The organism is Crossiella cryophila, from assembly GCF_014204915.1.
Lineage (GTDB): Bacteria > Actinomycetota > Actinomycetes > Mycobacteriales > Pseudonocardiaceae > Crossiella > Crossiella cryophila.
The window spans coordinates 167614-184547 of record NZ_JACHMH010000001.1 but is presented as its reverse complement, the minus strand read 5'-3'; the positions used below and the strand labels follow the sequence as shown (position 1 = coordinate 184547).

Annotated in this window: 15 protein-coding genes; 11 read left to right on the top strand and 4 right to left on the bottom strand. The window is 71.4% G+C overall.

Features of this window, described 5'->3' with window-relative positions:
• Positions 1-4: 4 nt before the first annotated feature.
• Positions 5-1150: a LolA family protein gene (locus HNR67_RS00810; RefSeq protein WP_185000085.1), complete on the bottom strand. Its 1146-nt coding sequence runs from the start codon at positions 1148-1150 to the stop codon at positions 5-7.
• Between the two features lie 144 nt (positions 1151-1294).
• Between HNR67_RS00810 and HNR67_RS00805 the strand changes: the two genes are divergently transcribed.
• From HNR67_RS00805 to HNR67_RS46070, 3 genes are read left to right on the top strand one after another with little or no spacing between them, the layout of a single operon-like run.
• Entirely contained in the window at positions 1295-1993 is a 699-nt protein-coding gene (locus HNR67_RS00805; RefSeq protein ID WP_312986180.1) for a response regulator transcription factor, read from the top strand.
• The gene (locus HNR67_RS00800; RefSeq protein WP_246492436.1) at positions 1993-3366 is read left to right on the top strand and encodes a sensor histidine kinase; all 1374 of its coding nucleotides are present in this window, start codon (positions 1993-1995) and stop codon (positions 3364-3366) included. The genes HNR67_RS00805 and HNR67_RS00800 overlap by 1 nt, the downstream gene beginning before the upstream one ends.
• A gap of 30 nt (positions 3367-3396) precedes the next feature.
• The gene (locus HNR67_RS46070; protein ID WP_312986179.1) at positions 3397-4224 is read left to right on the top strand and encodes a (deoxy)nucleoside triphosphate pyrophosphohydrolase; all 828 of its coding nucleotides are present in this window, start codon (positions 3397-3399) and stop codon (positions 4222-4224) included.
• Between the two features lie 6 nt (positions 4225-4230).
• On the opposite strand, the gene trpS is transcribed toward HNR67_RS46070, so the two are convergent.
• A complete protein-coding gene (gene trpS, locus HNR67_RS00790; RefSeq protein ID WP_185000084.1) occupies positions 4231-5202 on the bottom strand; it encodes a tryptophan--tRNA ligase in 972 nt (323 codons plus the stop codon).
• Between the two features lie 315 nt (positions 5203-5517).
• On the opposite strand from trpS, the gene HNR67_RS00785 reads away from it, so the two are divergent.
• The 8 genes from HNR67_RS00785 to dapC all read left to right on the top strand — a co-directional run bounded on the left by HNR67_RS00785 (position 5518) and on the right by dapC (position 15032).
• Positions 5518-5826 carry a YciI family protein gene (locus HNR67_RS00785; RefSeq protein ID WP_185000083.1) on the top strand — a complete coding sequence of 103 codons (309 nt, stop codon included), beginning with the start codon at positions 5518-5520 and terminating at the stop codon, positions 5824-5826.
• A gap of 390 nt (positions 5827-6216) precedes the next feature.
• Positions 6217-8133: a translational GTPase TypA gene (gene typA, locus HNR67_RS00780; protein WP_185000082.1), complete on the top strand. Its 1917-nt coding sequence runs from the start codon at positions 6217-6219 to the stop codon at positions 8131-8133.
• A 186-nt stretch (positions 8134-8319) separates the two neighbouring features.
• Positions 8320-10086: an ABC transporter family substrate-binding protein gene (locus HNR67_RS00775; RefSeq protein ID WP_312986178.1), complete on the top strand. Its 1767-nt coding sequence runs from the start codon at positions 8320-8322 to the stop codon at positions 10084-10086.
• 110 nt (positions 10087-10196) lie between these two features.
• Positions 10197-11993, top strand: coding sequence for an ABC transporter family substrate-binding protein (locus tag HNR67_RS00770; protein ID WP_185000081.1), 1797 nt, complete (start codon positions 10197-10199; stop codon positions 11991-11993).
• Between the two features lie 112 nt (positions 11994-12105).
• On the top strand, positions 12106-12984 hold the full coding sequence (gene mshB, locus HNR67_RS00765; protein WP_185000080.1) for an N-acetyl-1-D-myo-inositol-2-amino-2-deoxy-alpha-D-glucopyranoside deacetylase: 879 nt from the start codon (positions 12106-12108) through the stop codon (positions 12982-12984).
• The gene (locus HNR67_RS00760; protein WP_312986177.1) at positions 12981-13436 is read left to right on the top strand and encodes a hypothetical protein; all 456 of its coding nucleotides are present in this window, start codon (positions 12981-12983) and stop codon (positions 13434-13436) included. Before mshB ends, HNR67_RS00760 begins: the two co-directional genes overlap by 4 nt.
• 172 nt (positions 13437-13608) lie before the next feature.
• Positions 13609-13929, top strand: a complete 321-nt coding sequence (gene fdxA, locus HNR67_RS00755) for a ferredoxin (protein ID WP_185000079.1) — start codon at positions 13609-13611, stop codon at positions 13927-13929.
• Positions 13926-15032 carry a succinyldiaminopimelate transaminase gene (dapC, locus tag HNR67_RS00750; protein ID WP_312986176.1) on the top strand — a complete coding sequence of 369 codons (1107 nt, stop codon included), beginning with the start codon at positions 13926-13928 and terminating at the stop codon, positions 15030-15032. The genes fdxA and dapC overlap by 4 nt, the downstream gene beginning before the upstream one ends.
• Here the strand turns inward: dapC and HNR67_RS00745 are convergent.
• On the bottom strand, positions 15021-15920 hold the full coding sequence (locus tag HNR67_RS00745; protein WP_185000078.1) for a CHAD domain-containing protein: 900 nt from the start codon (positions 15918-15920) through the stop codon (positions 15021-15023). The genes dapC and HNR67_RS00745 overlap by 12 nt on opposite strands.
• Positions 15921-15940: 20 nt before the next feature.
• A complete protein-coding gene (gene dapD, locus HNR67_RS00740) occupies positions 15941-16930 on the bottom strand; it encodes a 2,3,4,5-tetrahydropyridine-2,6-dicarboxylate N-succinyltransferase (protein ID WP_185000077.1) in 990 nt (329 codons plus the stop codon).
• Positions 16931-16934: the final 4 nt, after the last annotated feature.

The following is a 16934-nucleotide window of genomic DNA, read 5'->3' as shown; positions in this document are numbered from 1 at the left end:
GCGGTCACTTCACCTGACCGATCGCCTCAGTCAGCACCTGCTGCGGCACCGCGCCGACCGCGAAGCGGCCGTCGGAGGTGACCAGCGCGGTCCCGACCTTGGTCTCGATGACCCAGCCCGAACCCCAGGAGCCGTTGACCTCCTTGCCGAGCTGCTTGACCAGGTCCAGCGGGTTGCCCGCGGCGTTGCCGCCACGCTGACCCCTGGTGCCCTCGGCCGGCTTGGGCGCGTTCTTCAGCGCCTGCTCCGGCAGCTTGCCGACGATGGTGGTGTCCCAGCCCTCGCCGACGACCTTGAAGGCCTTCTCGGCTTCCTTCCGGGCCTTGTCCAGCTCAGCCGGGGTCGGCGCCTTGTGCTCCTTGACCTTGTCGTCGAGCTTCTGCTCCTCGACGGTGGCCCCGGCCGGTGGGGTGAACTTGAACAGGTTCGCGTCCTGCGGACCCACGTTGAGCTGGCTGAAGCCCACCTGGAGCGCCGGGGTGTCGGTGCCGTTGGTCAGCACGGTCACCCGCAGCGGGATGCGCTTCTCCGCGTCCACCGCGACCCGGACGCCACGCAGCAGCGTGCGCTCGTTCGGCTTCGGCGTCAGCACCAGCTCGTAGGCCGGCCGCCCGGCCACCTCGGCGGTCCCGTCCACGGACAGGTCGCTCTGCTGGCGGACCAGGTTCACCAGCTCCCGGGCGGCACTGGCCGGATCGGTGGGCTGGACCTTCTTGTCCTTGTCGAACTCGGCCTTCTTCTGCTCCAGCGTCTTGGCGTCCACGCTGGACTTGGTCACCTTGCGCTCGGCCGAGTCCCAGCTCCAGACGGTGGTGCCGTCCTGGACGATGGTCTTCTCGTTCTGCCCGTCCGGCAGCGAGGCGCGGCTCTTGCCAGCCCCGTCGGTCCAGACCCGCAGCTTGCTGTTGCCCGCTGCCACCTGCGGCGCGCCGGGGATCGCGGGCAGGCCGAGGTTGTTGGTGACCTCGACGGTGCCCCCGAGCGCGGGCGGCGTGGTGGTCAGCACCGACTGCACCAGGTCCTCGGCGGCCACCGACGGCAACGTCGGCGCCGCGCCGGCCCCACCGGGCAGCGCCAGCAGCGCCAGCCCGACGACACCGGCCATCGCGCCGGCCGTGGCCGCCGTGACTGTGGCCTTCCTTCGGTCCATGTCTCCTCCTAGCCAATCGGGGTCGTCCCGTGCAGCCGAGACTGGCCCCGCCCTGCTGAGACACCACTGAGAATGCCGGGTTTTCGCTGAGAGAGCACTGAGAGCCTCCCGCACGACCTGCGTGAACACCGGCATGCTTGCCCGGTGAGCGCACGAGTGCTGGTGGTGGACGACGAACCAGGGGTGCGCCGGGCGCTGGAACGCGGCCTGCGCGCGGAGGGCATGGAGGTGGTGACCGCCGCCGACGGCAACTCCGGCCTGCGCGCGGCGCTGACCGGCTCCTTCGACGTGGTGCTGCTGGACATCATGCTGCCCGGCCTGTCCGGCTACCGGGTGCTGGAGCGGCTGCGCGCCGAGGGCGTGCGCACCCCGGTGCTGATGATCTCGGCCAAGGACGGCGAGGTCGACCAGGCCGACGGGCTGGACCTCGGCGCGGACGGCTACCTGGTCAAACCCTTCTCCTTCGTGGTGCTGGTGGCCCAGGTCAAGGCGCTGCTGCGGCGCAGCGGCGCGGACAACGGGCCACGGGACGTGCTCCGGCTGGGCGAGCTGATCGTGGACCGGGCGGTGCGCGAGGTGAGCTGGGCCGGTGCGCCGGTGGCGCTGAGCCCGCGCGAGTTCGCGGTGCTGGCCACCCTGGCCGGGCGGCCGGGCGTGGTGGTCAGCAAGGATGAGCTGCTGCGCGCGGCCTGGGGCGATGAGCAGGCGGCCACCCGCAACGCGGTGGAGGTCTACGTCGGCTACCTGCGGCGCAAGCTGGAGGCGGTGGGTGCCGGGCACCTGGTGCGCACCGTGCGCGGGCACGGCTACCTGGCCAGCGCCGAAGCCCCCCGGGAGGCGTGATGTTCCGGGCGATGCGCCAGTGGTGGGTCCGGCGCACGCTGCGCGCCCGGATCACCATGGTGGTCGCCACGGTCGCGCTGCTGGTCTTCGGCTGGATCGCCCAGGTGACCTCGGCGATCTTCGCCTCCGCGCTGACCGACCAGGTGGACGGCCAGCTCCGGGCCACCCTGGACAGCGTCTCCGCCGACATCACCGCCGGCCGCCCGGCCGGGGCCGGGCCGAGGGACCAGCGGATCCGGGTGCTGGACAGCTCCGGTGGCGTCGCCGACGGCCTGCAGCCGGTGCCGCTGCACGACTGGCAGGTCCGGCAGCTGCGCGCGGGTCAGGGCGTGTCGGTCTTTCCCGGCTTCTTCAACCCGGACGAGGACCAGGCCGAGGGCCAGGAGCGGTTCGGGCCCGCGGTGCGCTGGGTCGGCAAGGTGGTCAGCGGGCCGGACGGGGTGCAGCGGCTGGTCGTGGTCGGCACCGAGTTCACCGCCTACCTCAGCGTCTTCGAGCGCGCGGGCTACTGGTTCCTGCCCGGCGCGCTGCTGTCCATGCTCGCGGTGGCTGGCACCGCCTGGCTGGCGGTGCGGCTGGCGCTGCGCCCGGTGCAGCGGATGCGGGCCGCCGCAGGCGCGCTGCCACCCGGTCAGCGGCTGCCGGTGCCCGAGGCAAGGGACGAGCTGCGCGCGCTGGCCGAGGAGCTGAACGCGCTGCTGGCCAGGCGGGACGAGGCGGCCGAGCGGATGCGCCGGTTCAGCGGGGACGCCGCGCACGAGCTGCGCTCCCCGGTGGCCTCGCTGCGGGTGCAGGCCGAGGTCGCGGTGGCCCACCCCGATCCGGAACTGGCCCAGGAGACGCTGGCCGACATCGCGGTGGAGGCCGAGCGGCTCTCCCACCTCGTCGACGACCTGCTGATGCTGGCCCGCGCGGACGCGGTGGACCTGCCGGAGGCCGAGCCGGTGGACCTGGTCGCGGCGGCCAGGGCCTCGGCCGCCCGGCTGGGCGAGCGCGGCATCGTGGTCAGGGTGGAGGCGCCGACCCCGGTGCTGGTGCTGGCCGCCCAGCGCGAGGTCGAGCTGGTGGTGGACAACGTGCTGCGCAACGCCGCCCGCTATGCCCGCGCGCTGGTCAGGGTGCTGGTGCTGCCCGCGGGCGCGCAGGGCCGGTTGCTGGTGGAGGACGACGGCCCCGGCGTGCCCGAGGAACACCGGGACCAGGTCTTCGAACGCTTCCACCGGGTGGACGAGGCCAGGGACCGGGCCAGCGGCGGAGCCGGCCTCGGCCTGGCCCTGGTGGCCGATCTGGTCCGGCGGCGCGGTGGCACGGTGCGGGCCGCCGGTTCGCCGGAGGGCGGCGCCCGGTTCGAGATCCGCTGGCCCAAACCCTGACCCGTCAGGCGCGGCTGACAGGATTCGGCCATGGGTGTGTTGCGGTCCACGGTCCTCATCGACGCGCCGGTGCGGACGGTAGCGGCGGCGCTGCGGGAGGTCACGACCTGGGGGCAGGCGGTGGCGGCCGCCGGTGGCCGGTTGCAGGTCAACGCCGAGGGCGCGCTGCTGGTCCTGGGGGATGAGCTGAAGTGCGCGTTCCCGCTGCTGCCCGCGCAGCGGCTGCGGGTGGACCACGTGGACGAGCACGGGCTGAGCCTGGTCACCGACAACGGCGGCGGGGTCACCGTGCGGGTGGCCGACACCGGCGGCGGCGTGCTCGTCACCGAGAGCCTGAGCTGGAACAACCCACTGGGCAAACTCGGCGATCTGCTGATGTTCCGCAGGCTGGTGCTGCGCCTGCTGGCCGCGCACCGCACCCAGGTGGAGCTGCGTTCGCTGGAGCTGGCCGCGGCGAAGATCGTGGTGGCCGCCGCGGTGGTGCGCGAGGGCAAGCTGCTGGTGCAGCAACGCAGTTACCCGATGAGCCTGGCCGGGAAGTGGGAACTGCCCGGCGGCCGGGTCGAGCCGGGGGAGACCGAGGTCGAGGCGCTGGTCAGGGAGTGCCACGAGGAGATGGGCGTGGTGGTGCGCCCGCTGGGCAGGCTCGGCCCGGACATCCCGCTGCCCGGGGTCGGCCTGCTGCGCACGCACACCGCGTGGCTGGACGCCGCGGACGTCCAGCCACGCGCGGTGGAGCACCGGGCGGTGCGCTGGGTGGCGGCGGCGCACCTGGCCGGCCTCGACTGGGTCGCCGCCGACCGGGTGCTGGTGCCCGCCCTGGTCGCGCTGACCGAGCAGGTCAGCGCGGACCAGTGACCTCCTTCACCGCAGACCGGTGACCTTCAGCACCGCGTCCAGCCGGTGCCGGCAGCGGGCCCTGGCCCGTTCCGCGCCGTGCGCGCGGATCTGGTCCAGTTCGGCCGGATCCGCCAGCAGCGCGGTGGTGCCCTCGCGCACCGGCCGCAACTCCTCGATCACCGCCTCCGCGGTCCGCTCCTTCAGCTCCGCGTAGCCGCGGATCTCCCCGGCCAGCAGCCGCGGATCCGCGCCGGTGCAGGCGCCGAGGATGTCCAGCAGGTTGGTCACGCCCGGCTGGTGCTCCGGGTCGTGCCGGACCTCGCCGATCTGGTCGGTCACCGCGCGCATGATCTTGCGGCGGACCAGTTCCGGCGGATCCATCACCAGCACGGTGCCGGACTGGTCGCCGCTGGACTTGGACATCTTCCGCTCCGGCGCGGCCAGGTCGGCCACCCGCGCGCCGACGGCCGGGGTCACCGCCCTGGGCACGGTCAGCACCTCGCCGTAGCTCGCGTTGAAGCGTTTTGCCAGCGTGCGGGCCAGTTCCAGGTGCTGCCGCTGATCATCGCCGACCGGCACCGCGTCCGCGCCGTGCAGCAGGATGTCCGCGGCCATCAGCACCGGGTAGGTGAACAACCCGGCCCGGACGCCGTCCTGTCCCTTGGCCTTCTCCTTGAACTGGGTCATCCGGGCCAGCTCGCCGTAGGACACCACGCACTCCAGCACCCAGGTCAGGGCGCCGTGCTCCTCGATGAGGTCCGATTGGGTGAAAACGCACGCGATGTCCGGATTCACGCCGGCCGCGATGAGCATCGCCAGTTGCTCTCTGGCACGGGCTCGCAACACGTTCGGGTTGTGCCGAATGGTCATCGCATGCAGGTCAACAACGCAGAAAAGATCATCCGGACCGTGCCGCAGCGCCCACTGCCGGAGCGCGCCGAGGTAGTTGCCGAGGTGGGTCAGGCCGGTCGGCTGGATGCCGGAGAACTGGGTCATCGAGGGTCTCCCCGCGGGTTAGTGCGCCGCCGCGGGACCGGGATGTGCTGCACATACACCACAGGCCGCCTCGCAGCGGCGGCCTGTGGTCAGGATGGGTGCGCGTGACTAGGGCCGCCGGTGGGCGGCCCGCCAAAGACTGGACATCAAGCGCATGAGGCACATCCTAGACCATCACGGTTCGGCCGAACGTGTCCGATGACACATCGTGCTCGCCGACACGGTGGTAGTACCCCCGCTAGGGGGTGTTAAGAAAGCGTATAAGTCGAAATGGCCATGTGATCCAAACTCGGCTCACGGGCGTATTTTCAAGTTATGTACATCGTGCTGCTGAACTACACCGTCTCGACCGACGAGGTTGATTTGGTACTGCCGGAGCATGCAGCTTGGCTCGACCGGCAGTACGCGGCAGGCAACTTCCTGCTCTCCGGCCGTTGCCGGACCCTGGGTGCCCGGCATGACCGGCTGATCGTCACCCGCCCCATGGTGCGCGGTCACCTGGACGCCATCCTGGCCACCGACCCCTTCAAGCTGCGCCGAGTGGTCCGCCACGAGGTGATCGACTTCGAGGCATCCCGCACCGCGCCCGCGCTGCTCGCCTACAACGAGTTGCTCGCGAGCTGAGTCCAGCAGTCCCTTCCTCGCCCGTGAACCCGCTTCGTCCACCATTCGCCGGCTCCCGTCGGCAGCCCCCGGCAGGTATTCCTGTCCGCTGTGCCCGGCGGGGCCACAACTCCATGTTTCTTGCTATTTCTTTAACTTCTCTTTGGCCTTTTTGAGAGCCAGTACCGGACATCGCTTACAACGCGGTTTCGAGCGGCAGCACTTCTTCTTGACCTTGCCCACGCGGTTGCTCCCACTCCCTCGGGTACGCCTCATAGTAGGTTAGGCTTACCTGATCAACTAGGGGATCCGTCCGGCGAGGTGCTTCCGGGCGGATAGCATGGGGTGGGCTACGAAGCGGCGCAGAAGCCGGTGGCCATCTCCCAACAGGCAGATTCCGAGGAGTTTCGCGTGCCCACCGCCGCGCCGGCCACCGTCAGGACCGATCTTCGCAACATCGCCATCGTCGCTCACGTCGACCATGGCAAGACCACTCTCGTCGACGCGATGCTCCGGCAGTCGGGAGCCTTCGCGGCCCGTGCCGAGCTGGTCGACCGCGTCATGGACTCCGGTGAACTGGAGCGCGAGAAGGGCATCACCATTCTCGCCAAGAACACCGCCGTGAAGCGCCTCACCCCCGAGGGTGTGATGACCATCAACGTGGTCGACACCCCCGGCCACGCCGACTTCGGTGGTGAGGTCGAACGCGGCCTGGCCATGGTCGACGGCGTGGTGCTGCTGGTGGACGCCAGCGAGGGCCCGCTGCCGCAGACCCGGTTCGTGCTCCGCAAGACCCTGGCCGCCGGTCTCCCGGTGATCCTCGTGGTCAACAAGGTGGACCGGCCGGACGCGCGCATCTCCGAGGTCGTGGAGGAAACCCACGACCTGCTGCTGGAGCTGGCCTCCGACCTGGACGCCGAGGGTGTCGAGCACCTGGACATGTCGGCCGTGCTCGACCTGCCGGTCGTCTACGCCTCCGCCCGCGCCGGCAGGGCCAGCCTGGAGCAGCCCGCCGACGGCGGCCTGCCGGACACCGAGAACCTGGACGTCCTCTTCGACGTGCTGCTCAAGCACGTGCCGCCGCCCACCGGCGACGCCGAGGCCCCGCTGCGCGCCCTGGTCACCAACCTGGACGCCTCCGCCTTCCTCGGCCGGATCGCGCTCTGCCGCATCCACGCGGGCCAGATCCGCAAGGGCGAGTGGGTGGCCTGGTGTCGTGAGGACGGCAGCACGCAGCGAGTCAAGATCACCGAACTGCTGATCACCGAGGCGCTGGAGCGGGTGCCTGCCGAGGTCGCCTCCGCGGGCGAGCTGGTGGCCATCGCGGGCATCCCGGAGATCACCATCGGCGACACCCTCGCCGACCTGGACAACCCGGACCCGCTGCCGCGGATCACCGTCGACCAGCCCGCGATCTCCATGACCATCGGTGTGAACACCTCCCCGATGGCCGGTCGCAACGGCGGCGACAAGCTGACCGCCCGCCTGGTCAAGGCCCGGCTGGACACCGAACTGGTCGGCAACGTCTCGATCAAGGTGCTGCCCACCGAGCGTCCCGACACCTGGGAGGTGCAGGGCCGTGGCGAGCTGGCGCTGGCCATCCTGGTCGAGCAGATGCGCCGCGAGGGCTACGAGCTGACCGTCGGCAAGCCGCAGGTGGTCACCAGGACCATCGACGGCAAGCTGTGCGAGCCGTTCGAGCGCCTGACCGTGGACACCCCCGAGGAGCACCTCGGCTCGGTCACCCAGCTGCTGGCCAACCGCAAGGGCCGGATGGAGAACATGTCCGGCCACGGCTCCGGCCGGATCAAGCTGGACTACGTGGTCCCGGCGCGCGGCCTGATCGGCTTCCGCACCGAGTTCCTCACCGAGACCCGTGGCGCAGGCATCGCCAACCACGTCTTCGAGGGCTACTTCCCCTGGGTGGGCGAACTGCGCACCCGGCACACCGGCTCGCTGGTGTGCGACCGCACCGGCGCGGTCACCAGCTACGCCATGATCCAGCTGGCCGACCGCGGCACCTTCTTCGTGGAGCCGGGCGCCGAGGCGTACGAGGGCATGGTCGTCGGTGAGAACCCGCGCTCGGAGGACCTCGACGTCAACGTCTGCCGGGAGAAGAAGCTCACCAACATGCGCTCCTCCACCGGTGACGAGCTGGAGCGCCTGGCCCGCCCGCGCAAGCTGAGCCTGGAAGAGGCCCTGGAGTTCTGCTCCAGCGACGAGTGCGTCGAGGTGACCCCCTCGACCATCCGCGTCCGCAAGCTCATCCTGGACTCGACCCTGCGTGGCCGCGAGCGCTCCCGCGCCAAGACTCGCGACAAGGCCTGATATCCCAGCCTGATCGAACGCCCCCGCGGGCCGCTGTTCGCGGGGGCGTTCGCTTTTCGAACCACTCCCCGCACAACCTGAAGCGGGGTTCAGACGTCCCGTTCACAGGGCTTCGACTACGGTCTGGGAGCCTCTGCACCACCAGCCTGGCGTTGGCTGGGGTGATCATCCAGGGAGGAGTGCCGAGTGGGCTCGGCCGCATCCAGGGCACGGCGTTTCGCCTCCGTCCTGCTGGGCGTCAGCGTGCTGGCCGCCTGCACGAGCACCCCGCCGCCGCCGTTGGTGACCACCGGCGCGCAGGGCGGGCCGACCAAGGTGATCGACGTCAACGAGGTGCTGGTCGGGGTGGACCGGCTGGCCCGGGGGTTCAACCCGCACGCGCTGGCCGACCAGTCGGTGGCCACCACCGCGCTGGCCACGCTGATCCTGCCCTCGGCCTTCCGGCCCGGTCCTGACGGCGTGCCCAGGCCCGATCCGGCGGTGCTCAACAGCGCCCAGGTCACCAAGAGCGAGCCGTTCACCGTCACCTACTCGCTGCGCAAGGACGCCTCCTGGTCCGACGGCGGGCCGATCGCGGCCGAGGACTTCGACTACCTGTGGCGGCAGATGACCACCCAGCCGGGCACGGTCAACCCGGCCGGTTACCGGCTGATCAGCAACGTGATCTCCCGGGACAGCGGCAAGACGGTCGAGGTGGTCTTCAGCAAGCCCTACCCGGGCTGGCGCTCGCTGTTCCGCAACCTGCTGCCCGCGCACCTGCTCAAGGACGCCTTCGGTGGCTGGAACGCGGTGCTGGACACCAGTTTCCCGGCCTCCGGCGGCCGGTTCTCCATCCGGCAGCTCGACCTGGTCCGCGGTGAGGTGGCGCTGGAGCGCAACGACCGCTACTGGGGCACGCCCGCCACGCTGGGCCGGATCGTGTTGCGCCGCACCGATGTGCCCGGCCTGACCGGGGCGCTGCGCAGCGGCAACGACCAGCTCGTGGTGCTCACCCCCGACCAGGCGGCGATGGAGCAGCTCAACGCGCTCGGACCGGTGGCCAAGCTGACCACCGTCCCGCGCGGCAGCACCGTGCAGCTGCTGCTGCGCCCGGTCAGCCCGGTGCTGGCCGATGTCCGCATGCGCACCGCGCTGGTCAGCGTGATCGACCGCAACGCGCTGATCGCCGCGGGCACCGGCAACGGTCCCGCGGCCAACCAGCGGGCCGACGCCCAGGTCTACGGGCCGGTGCAGGCCGGATACGCGCCCACCATGCCCGCGGACAGCCCCGCGGCGCGGCCGGACCACGGCCGGGCGGACGCGCTGCTCACCGAACTCGGCTACCGCAGGGACGCGGCAGGCAAGTGGGCCAGGGAGGGCAGGCCGCTGGGCATCACCATCGGCGCGCCGACCGACCGCGAGCCCTACGCCTCGCTGGCCAGTCTGATCCGGCGGCAGCTGGCCGATTTCGGCATCGACGCCAAGATCACCAACTCCGGCGGCGACCAGCTCTTCGGCGAGATGCTGCCCAGCACCCCGCCCACGGCCACCAGCACCGCCCCGACCAGCTCCGCCAGCACCCCGCCGACCTCGGTCACCGGCACGCCCAGCGTGGACGCGGGCGTGGTCGACCTGGCGGTGGTGCCGCAGGTGGTGGACAGCGATCCGGCCACCGTGCTGGCCTCCGGCTTCGGCTGCCCGGCCGTGCCGACCGACCCGCCCGCCAACCCGGCCGGGTTCTGCGACCGCACCCTGCAGCCGGTGATCGACTCCGCGCTGACCGGGGCCGCGCCGCTGGCCCAGGTGCTGCCCGGGATCGAGACCACGCTCTGGCAGCAGGTGGTCGCGGTGCCGCTGTTCCAGCTCGCCGACGTGCTGGCCACCGGGACCGAGGTCACCGGGGTGGACCCCGGCCCGCCGTTCGCGGGTCCGTTCACCACGGCCAACACCTGGAAGCGCAACCCGCCCAAGTAACGCTCCGCATAACGGCATCACCCTTTGGTCACGATCCGTGGCCTGATGGTGACCGCCGCTGCGGGTCTCCATAACCTCCGCACGTGTCCCTGTCAACGGTAGGAGTACCCGTGCGCGCGTTCGTGGCGGTCCTGGCCGGCCTCGCGCTGGTCGCGGGCGCCTGTTCCTCCGCGACAGACGACGCCGGTCTCAACGGCGACAGCCAGCGCACCGGCGCCAAGGGCCGCGAGGCAGGCGCCGACCGCTACAAGCTGCCCGCGGTGCGCTCCGGCGGCGAGGTGGTCATCGGCCACGACCTGCCCTACACCGTGTTCAACAACCAGGTCGCCGACGCGGGCAACTTCAACAACACCCTGGTGCTGACCCCGGTGCTGGCCGGTCCGTTCGTGCACGACGACACGCTGCTGCCGCTGCTCAACACCGACGTGATGCTCGGTGTGGAGCTGACCTCCACCGCCCCGCAGGTGGTCACCTACCGGATCCGGCCCGGCGTGCAGTGGTCCGACGGCTCGGCCTGGGACTGCGACGACTTCTACCTGGCCTGGCTGGCCCAGAGCGGCAAGGCGGTGCGCAGCGACGCCACCGGCGCCCCGGTCTCCGGCCCGGACGGCAAGCCAGCCAAGTACTTCCGGCCCGCGGCCACCACCGGCTACGAGCTGATGACCCCGCAGTGCAAGGACGACCTGACCTTCGTCACCACCTACGACAAGCCCTTCCCCGACTACAAGAGCCGCTTCGACGCCACCCACCTGATGCCGGCGCACGTGCTGGAGCGGGAGACCGGCATCGCCGACATCACCAAGGTCGGCCCGAACTCCCCGGACGCCGAGCTGGAGAAGGTCTCCAAGTTCTGGAACACCGGCTGGACCGGGTTCAGCCCTCGGCTGATGCCCGGCTCGGGCCCGTACCGGATCGAGAGCTGGCAGCCCGGTTCGCAGGTCCGGCTGGTGCGCAACGAGAAGTGGATCGGCAACCGGGGCGGTCCGGCCTCGGTGGTGCTGCGCAGCGAGGCCGATCCGGCCAACCAGGTGCGCGCCCTGCAGGAGAACAAGATGCAGGTGATCGCGCCGCAGCCGGATCCGAACACCGCGGCCACGCTGCGCGGGCTGGGCGCCCAGGGCGTGAAGTACTCCGCGGGCGGTGGGCTCACCTTCGAGCACCTGGACCTGAACTGGCGGCGGGCGCTGTTCCAGGACAAGGCGGTCCGGCACGCCTTCGCCCAGTGCGTGCGGCGCGGGGAGATCGTGCAGAAGGTGGTGCGCGGCGTCGACCCCTCGGCCAAGCCGCTGAACAGCCTGCTGTTCCTGCCCAGCGAGGACGGCTACCGGGACAACTACGGCAACTTCATGCTGGACAGCCCGGAGGAGTCGGTGAAGACGCTGCTGGCCGCGGGCTGGCGGCGGGACGGCCGCTACTTCGACAAGGGCGGCAAGACGCTGGAGATCCGGATCAGCCACAACGGGCTGCCCCGGCGCAAGCAGACCGTCGAGCTGATCCAGGCCTCCTGCGAACAGGCCGGTATCAAGATCGTTGATGACACCGATCCGGCCTTCCTGGACGGGCGCAACAGCCGGGGCGACTACGACGTGGCGCTCTTCGGCTGGGTGGGCACCCAGTGGAAGTCGGACAAGAAGGGCATGTACGCCAGCACCGGCGGGCAGAACTGGAGCGGCTGGTCGAACCAGACCGTGGACGCCGAGCTGAACCAGGTCGGCTTCGAGCTGGACGCGGCCAAGCGCACCGAGCTGCTCCAGCACGTGGACCGCACGCTGGCCGAGGAGATCACCTCGTTGCCGCTGTTCCAGGTGCCGACGATGGTCGGCTACCGGGACACCATCGACAAGGTCACCTACCACCCGCGGCTGGGCGTCACCTGGAACGTGGCCGAGTGGGAAGTCAGCGACTAGTCCACTCCACAACCCCTGATGGCTGAATGTCGCGCAGCGTCACACTGAAGAGTTACCGCGCTGTGGTGACATCTGGCAAAACGGTTCAACTCTGAGCCACTAGGCTATTCCGGTGACACTGACCGCCCCACCACGGTTGCTGCTGGTACACGCTCATCCGGACGACGAGAGCCTGTGGACCGGTGGCACCATCGCCCGTTATGCCGCCTACGGCGCGCATGTGACCGTTGTCACCTGCACCCTGGGCGAAGAGGGCGAGGTCATCCCCGAAGGCCTGCGCGGCCTCGGTCCGGAGGCCGCCGACCAGCTCGGCGGGTACCGGGTCGGTGAACTGCGCGGGGCCTGCGCCGCCCTCGGCGTGATCGACCACCGCTTCCTCGGCGGCATGGGCCGCTGGCGGGACTCCGGCATGGCCGGGACCGCGGCCAACAAGCACCAGCGCTGCTTCGTCGCCGGTGACCTGCAGGAGCAGACCGCGGCCCTGGCCGCGATCCTGCGCGAGGTGAAGCCGCAGGTCGTGGTGACCTACGACAGCTTCGGCGGCTACGGCCACCCGGACCACATCCGCGCGCACGAGGTCACCATGGCGGCCACCGCCGAGGTGCCCGGCATCGACCGGGTCTTCCACACGGTGACCGCGCGGGCGCACCTCGACCTCGGCGTGGCCGGGCTGAAGGAGCTGGAAAGCCTGCCCTTCCGGCTGCCCGCCGACGGCGAGCTGCCCGCGGTGGACGACGCGCTGATCACCACCTCGGTGGACATCACCGATCACGTACCTGCCAAGCTCAGTGCGCTGCGCGCGCACGCGACCCAGGTGCAGGTGTGGCAGGGCAACGACGGCGCGGCCGCGTACGCCCTGTCCAACGGCATCGCCCAGCCGGTGCTGGCCACCGAGCACTTCGTGCTGGCCCGCGGCAGCGCCGAGGGGATCGCCACCGACCTCTTCGGCGGGGGAGGTGCACCCGGTACGGACGGAGGCGGGACACGGTGACCGAGGTCGAGGAGCTACCGGTCGAGCAGCGAGCGCGACGGCCGCTCCTCGAACGCGTCGCCGTGCTGGCCAACCCGGTCGTGCTGGCGGTGCTGGTGCTGGACGCGGTGCTGCTGGCCTGGGTCGAGCTGATGTTCCTGCCGCTGCGGGTGTGGGACTTCTGGCCGGAGGTGCCACCGGTCTACAACTGGCCGCTGCCGGTGACCATCCTGGTCGCGGCGGTCACCACGCCCTGGCTGGTGCTGGCCGCCGCCCGGTGCACCAGCCGGATGATCCTGGTCGCGCTGCCCTTCCTGGCCTGGCTCGGCGCGGTGATCGTCTTCGGCGTGGCGGGGCCCGGCGGGGACGTGCTGCTGACCGACGACTGGCGCTCGCTCGTTCTTCTGTCAGTGGGTTCGCTGGCCGGAGCGGCCGCGCTTGGCACCCGATTGACCCTGCCGCAGCCCCGCTGACCTGGGCACTATCACCTCTTTGTTCTTCTGGCGGCAGAAGATAGGCGCACCTAATTTCGCTGTGAGCGAGCCCACCAGGTGTGATTGTCACCGGCGGGCAAGGAATACTTGCCTGGTGTCGCGCTGAGCCCGACAGCGCGGCTGGAACGGACCAAGGAGCAGGAGACCTGCTGTGACCTACGTGATCGCCGAGCCCTGCGTCGACGTGCTGGACAAGGCCTGCATCGAGGAATGCCCGGTCGACTGCATCTACGAGGGCGACCGGATGCTCTACATCCACCCGGACGAGTGCGTCGACTGCGGCGCCTGCGAGCCGGTGTGCCCGGTGGAGGCCATCTACTACGAAGACGACACCCCGGATCAGTGGAACCAGTACATCAAGGCCAACGTGGACTTCTTCAGCGAGCTGGGCTCGCCGGGTGGCGCCTCGAAGGTCGGCAAGGTTGCCGCTGACCCTGACTTCATCAAGGCGCTGGAGCCCAGGGGCGAGTGAGCACCTCAGCCACACCGGACCGCTTCACGCTGCCCGACTTCCCGTGGGACTCGCTCTCCGGCCACGCCGCCCAGGCGCGTAAGCACCAGGGCGGGGTGGTCGACCTGTCCGTCGGCACCCCCGTGGACGAGGTCGACGGGAAGCTCCAGGCCGCGCTGAACTCGGTCGCCGGGATCCCGGGCTATCCGACCACGCACGGCACCGCGGAACTGCGCGAGGCCGCCGTCGCCGCGATGGCCCGGCGCTTCGGCGTGACCGGCCTTGACCCGGCGGCGGTGCTGCCGACCATCGGGTCCAAGGAACTGGTGGCCTGGCTGCCCACCCTGCTCGGGCTGCGGCCCGGCGATGTGGTGGCCCTGCCCGAGCTGGCCTACCCGACCTACGAGGTCGGCGCGCGGCTGGCCGGGGCCGAGGTGGTCCGGCTGGCCGATGGCCAGGCCCCGCCGCCTGGCACGAAGCTGGTGTGGCTGAACTCCCCGTCCAACCCCACCGGCCGGGTGCTGCCCGCCGAGGGGCTGGCCGAGGCGGTGCGCGCCGCCAGAGCCGTCGGCGCGGTCGTCGCCTCCGACGAGTGCTACCTGTCGCTGGGCTGGGACGCGCAACCGGTCTCCGCACTGCACCCGCGGGTCCGCGACGGCAGCCTGGACGGGCTGCTCGCGGTGCACTCGCTGTCCAAGTCCTCCAGCCTGGCCGGCTACCGCGCCGGGTTCCTCACCGGGGACCCGGTACTGGTGGCGCGGCTGCTGGAGATCCGCAAGCACGCCGGGATGATGGTGCCCCGGCCGGTGCAGGCCGCGGTCACCGCGGCGCTGGCCGACGACGAGCACGTGGCCGTCCAGCGGGAGCGGTACCGGGCCCGGCGCGAGGTGCTGCTGCCCGCGCTGAAGGCGGCCGGGTTCACCGTGGAGCACTCCACCGCCGGCCTGTACCTGTGGTCCACCCGTGGCGAGGACGCCTGGGACACGGTGTCCTGGCTGGCCGGGCGCGGCATCCTGGTCGCCCCCGGCACCTTCTACGGGCCCGGTGGCGGCAAGCACGTGCGGGTGGCGCTGACCGCATCGGACGAGCGGGTGGCGGCCGCGGCGGAGCGGCTACAGGGCTGAGCGGCCGGTCTGCTCCAGCGCGAGCCAGACCGTCCACCAGGCGGCCCGGCGGCTGACCCGGCGGGCCTCTTCCCGCTCGACCAGCCTGCCGCCGACGAAGGCCAGGTCGAAGTCGATCACCTCGCCGTGCGCGGCCAGCAGCGCCCGCACCCGGTCCTGGGCCACGCAGGCGTCCTGGTGCTCGCCGAGCACGTCCTGGAAGTCGGTGGTGGCCTTGAGCAGCGGCCGGATCTTCTTGCCCAGCAGGGGCAGTGCGAGTTCGGCGGTGTAGCGCAGGCGTTTGCCGTCGATGCGCAGCGCGTGCAGCACCTCGTCCACCGGTTCCGGCCCTGCCTTGGCCACCGCGCGGGCCAGCCGGTCGAATTCGCCCCGTACCAGCCCGGAGAGCGCGGTCAGCGTGTCCACGGACGGTCCGGGCTCGGTGCTGGCCGCCTCGGCCGCCAGGGCGCTCAGCAGCCGCTGGTAGCGCTTGGCGTCCAGGGCCTGGTGCAGGGCGGCGCGGGCGTCCTCGCGTTCGGTGTGCAGCCCGGCGACCAGGGCCCGCACCGCGGCGCGTTCGTCCTCGGGGAAGTTCTCGGCCTCGGCGGTGAGCCGTTCGAGGAGCACGTCCAGGTCGCGCACCGGGCCGAGTGCCCGGCCCAGCCAGCCCAGTTCGGCCCGCAGCCGGTCGGCGATCCTGCGGTCCAGGAACGGCCGGGCCGCCTTGAGCATGGCCCGCAGCCGCCGCACCGCGACCCGCATCTGGTGCAGGTCCTCGGCATCGGCCCCGGAGCGGGTGCCCGGCTCGTGCTGCTTCAACGCGGCGAGCCGGGCCTCCAGTGCCGCCCGCACATGCAGGTGCACCGGATCGCCCGGCCCGAGCTTGGGTTTCCGTGTGATCTTCGGCACCCAGCCGATGCTAGTGGCCGTCAGTCGTTCGCATGCAAGGCCGAGTTGAGTTCCACCCCGGTGCCCTTGCGTGCCTTCACGATCACCGCGCCGGTCACCGAGTCGCGGAGGAACAGCAGCCCGTTCGACCCGGACAGCTCGCCCGCCTTGACCGTGCTGCCGTCCGGCAGCGCGACCTTGGTGCCCGCGGTGACGTAGAGCCCGGCCTCCACCACGCAGTCGTCGCCGAGGGAGATGCCGATGCCCGCGTTGGCCCCGAGCAGGCAGCGCTTGCCGATGCTGATGGTCTGCTTGCCGCCGCCGGAGAGGGTGCCCATGATCGAGGCGCCGCCGCCGACGTCGGAGCCGTCGTCCACCACGACCCCGGCGGAGATCCGGCCCTCGACCATGGAGGCGCCAAGGGTGCCGGCGTTGAAGTTGACGAAGCCCTCGTGCATCACGGTGGTGCCGCTGGCCAGGTGCGCGCCCAGCCGGACCCGGTCCGCGTCGCCGACCCGGACGCCGGAGGGCAGCACGTAGTCGACCATCCGCGGGAACTTGTCCACGCTGTACACGGTCACCGGGCCACGGGCCCGCAGCCGCAGCCGGGTCGCCTCGAAGCCGGGGACGGGGCAGGGGCCGTGGTTGGTCCACACCACGTTGGCCAGCAGCCCGAACATGCCGTCCAGGTTCTGCCCGTGCGGCTGGACCAGCCGGCCGGAGAGCAGGTGCAGGCGCAGGTAGACGTCGTGCGCGTCCACCGGCTTGTCGGTCAGCGCGGCGATCGCGGTGCGCACCGCGACCACCTCGACGCCACGGGCGGCGTCCGGGCCGAGCAGCGCGGCCACGTCCGGCCCGAGCGCGGTCGCGGCGTCCGCGGCGGAGAGCCGTTGGGTGCCGCCCTCGCCCGCTTCGCCGAGCCTGGGCTCGGGGAACCAGGTGTCCAGCACGGTGCCGTCGGCGGCGATGGTGGCCAGGCCGACGCCGTACGCGCCGGTGACCTGCGAATCAGTGGTCTGCTCGGTGCTCACCGGG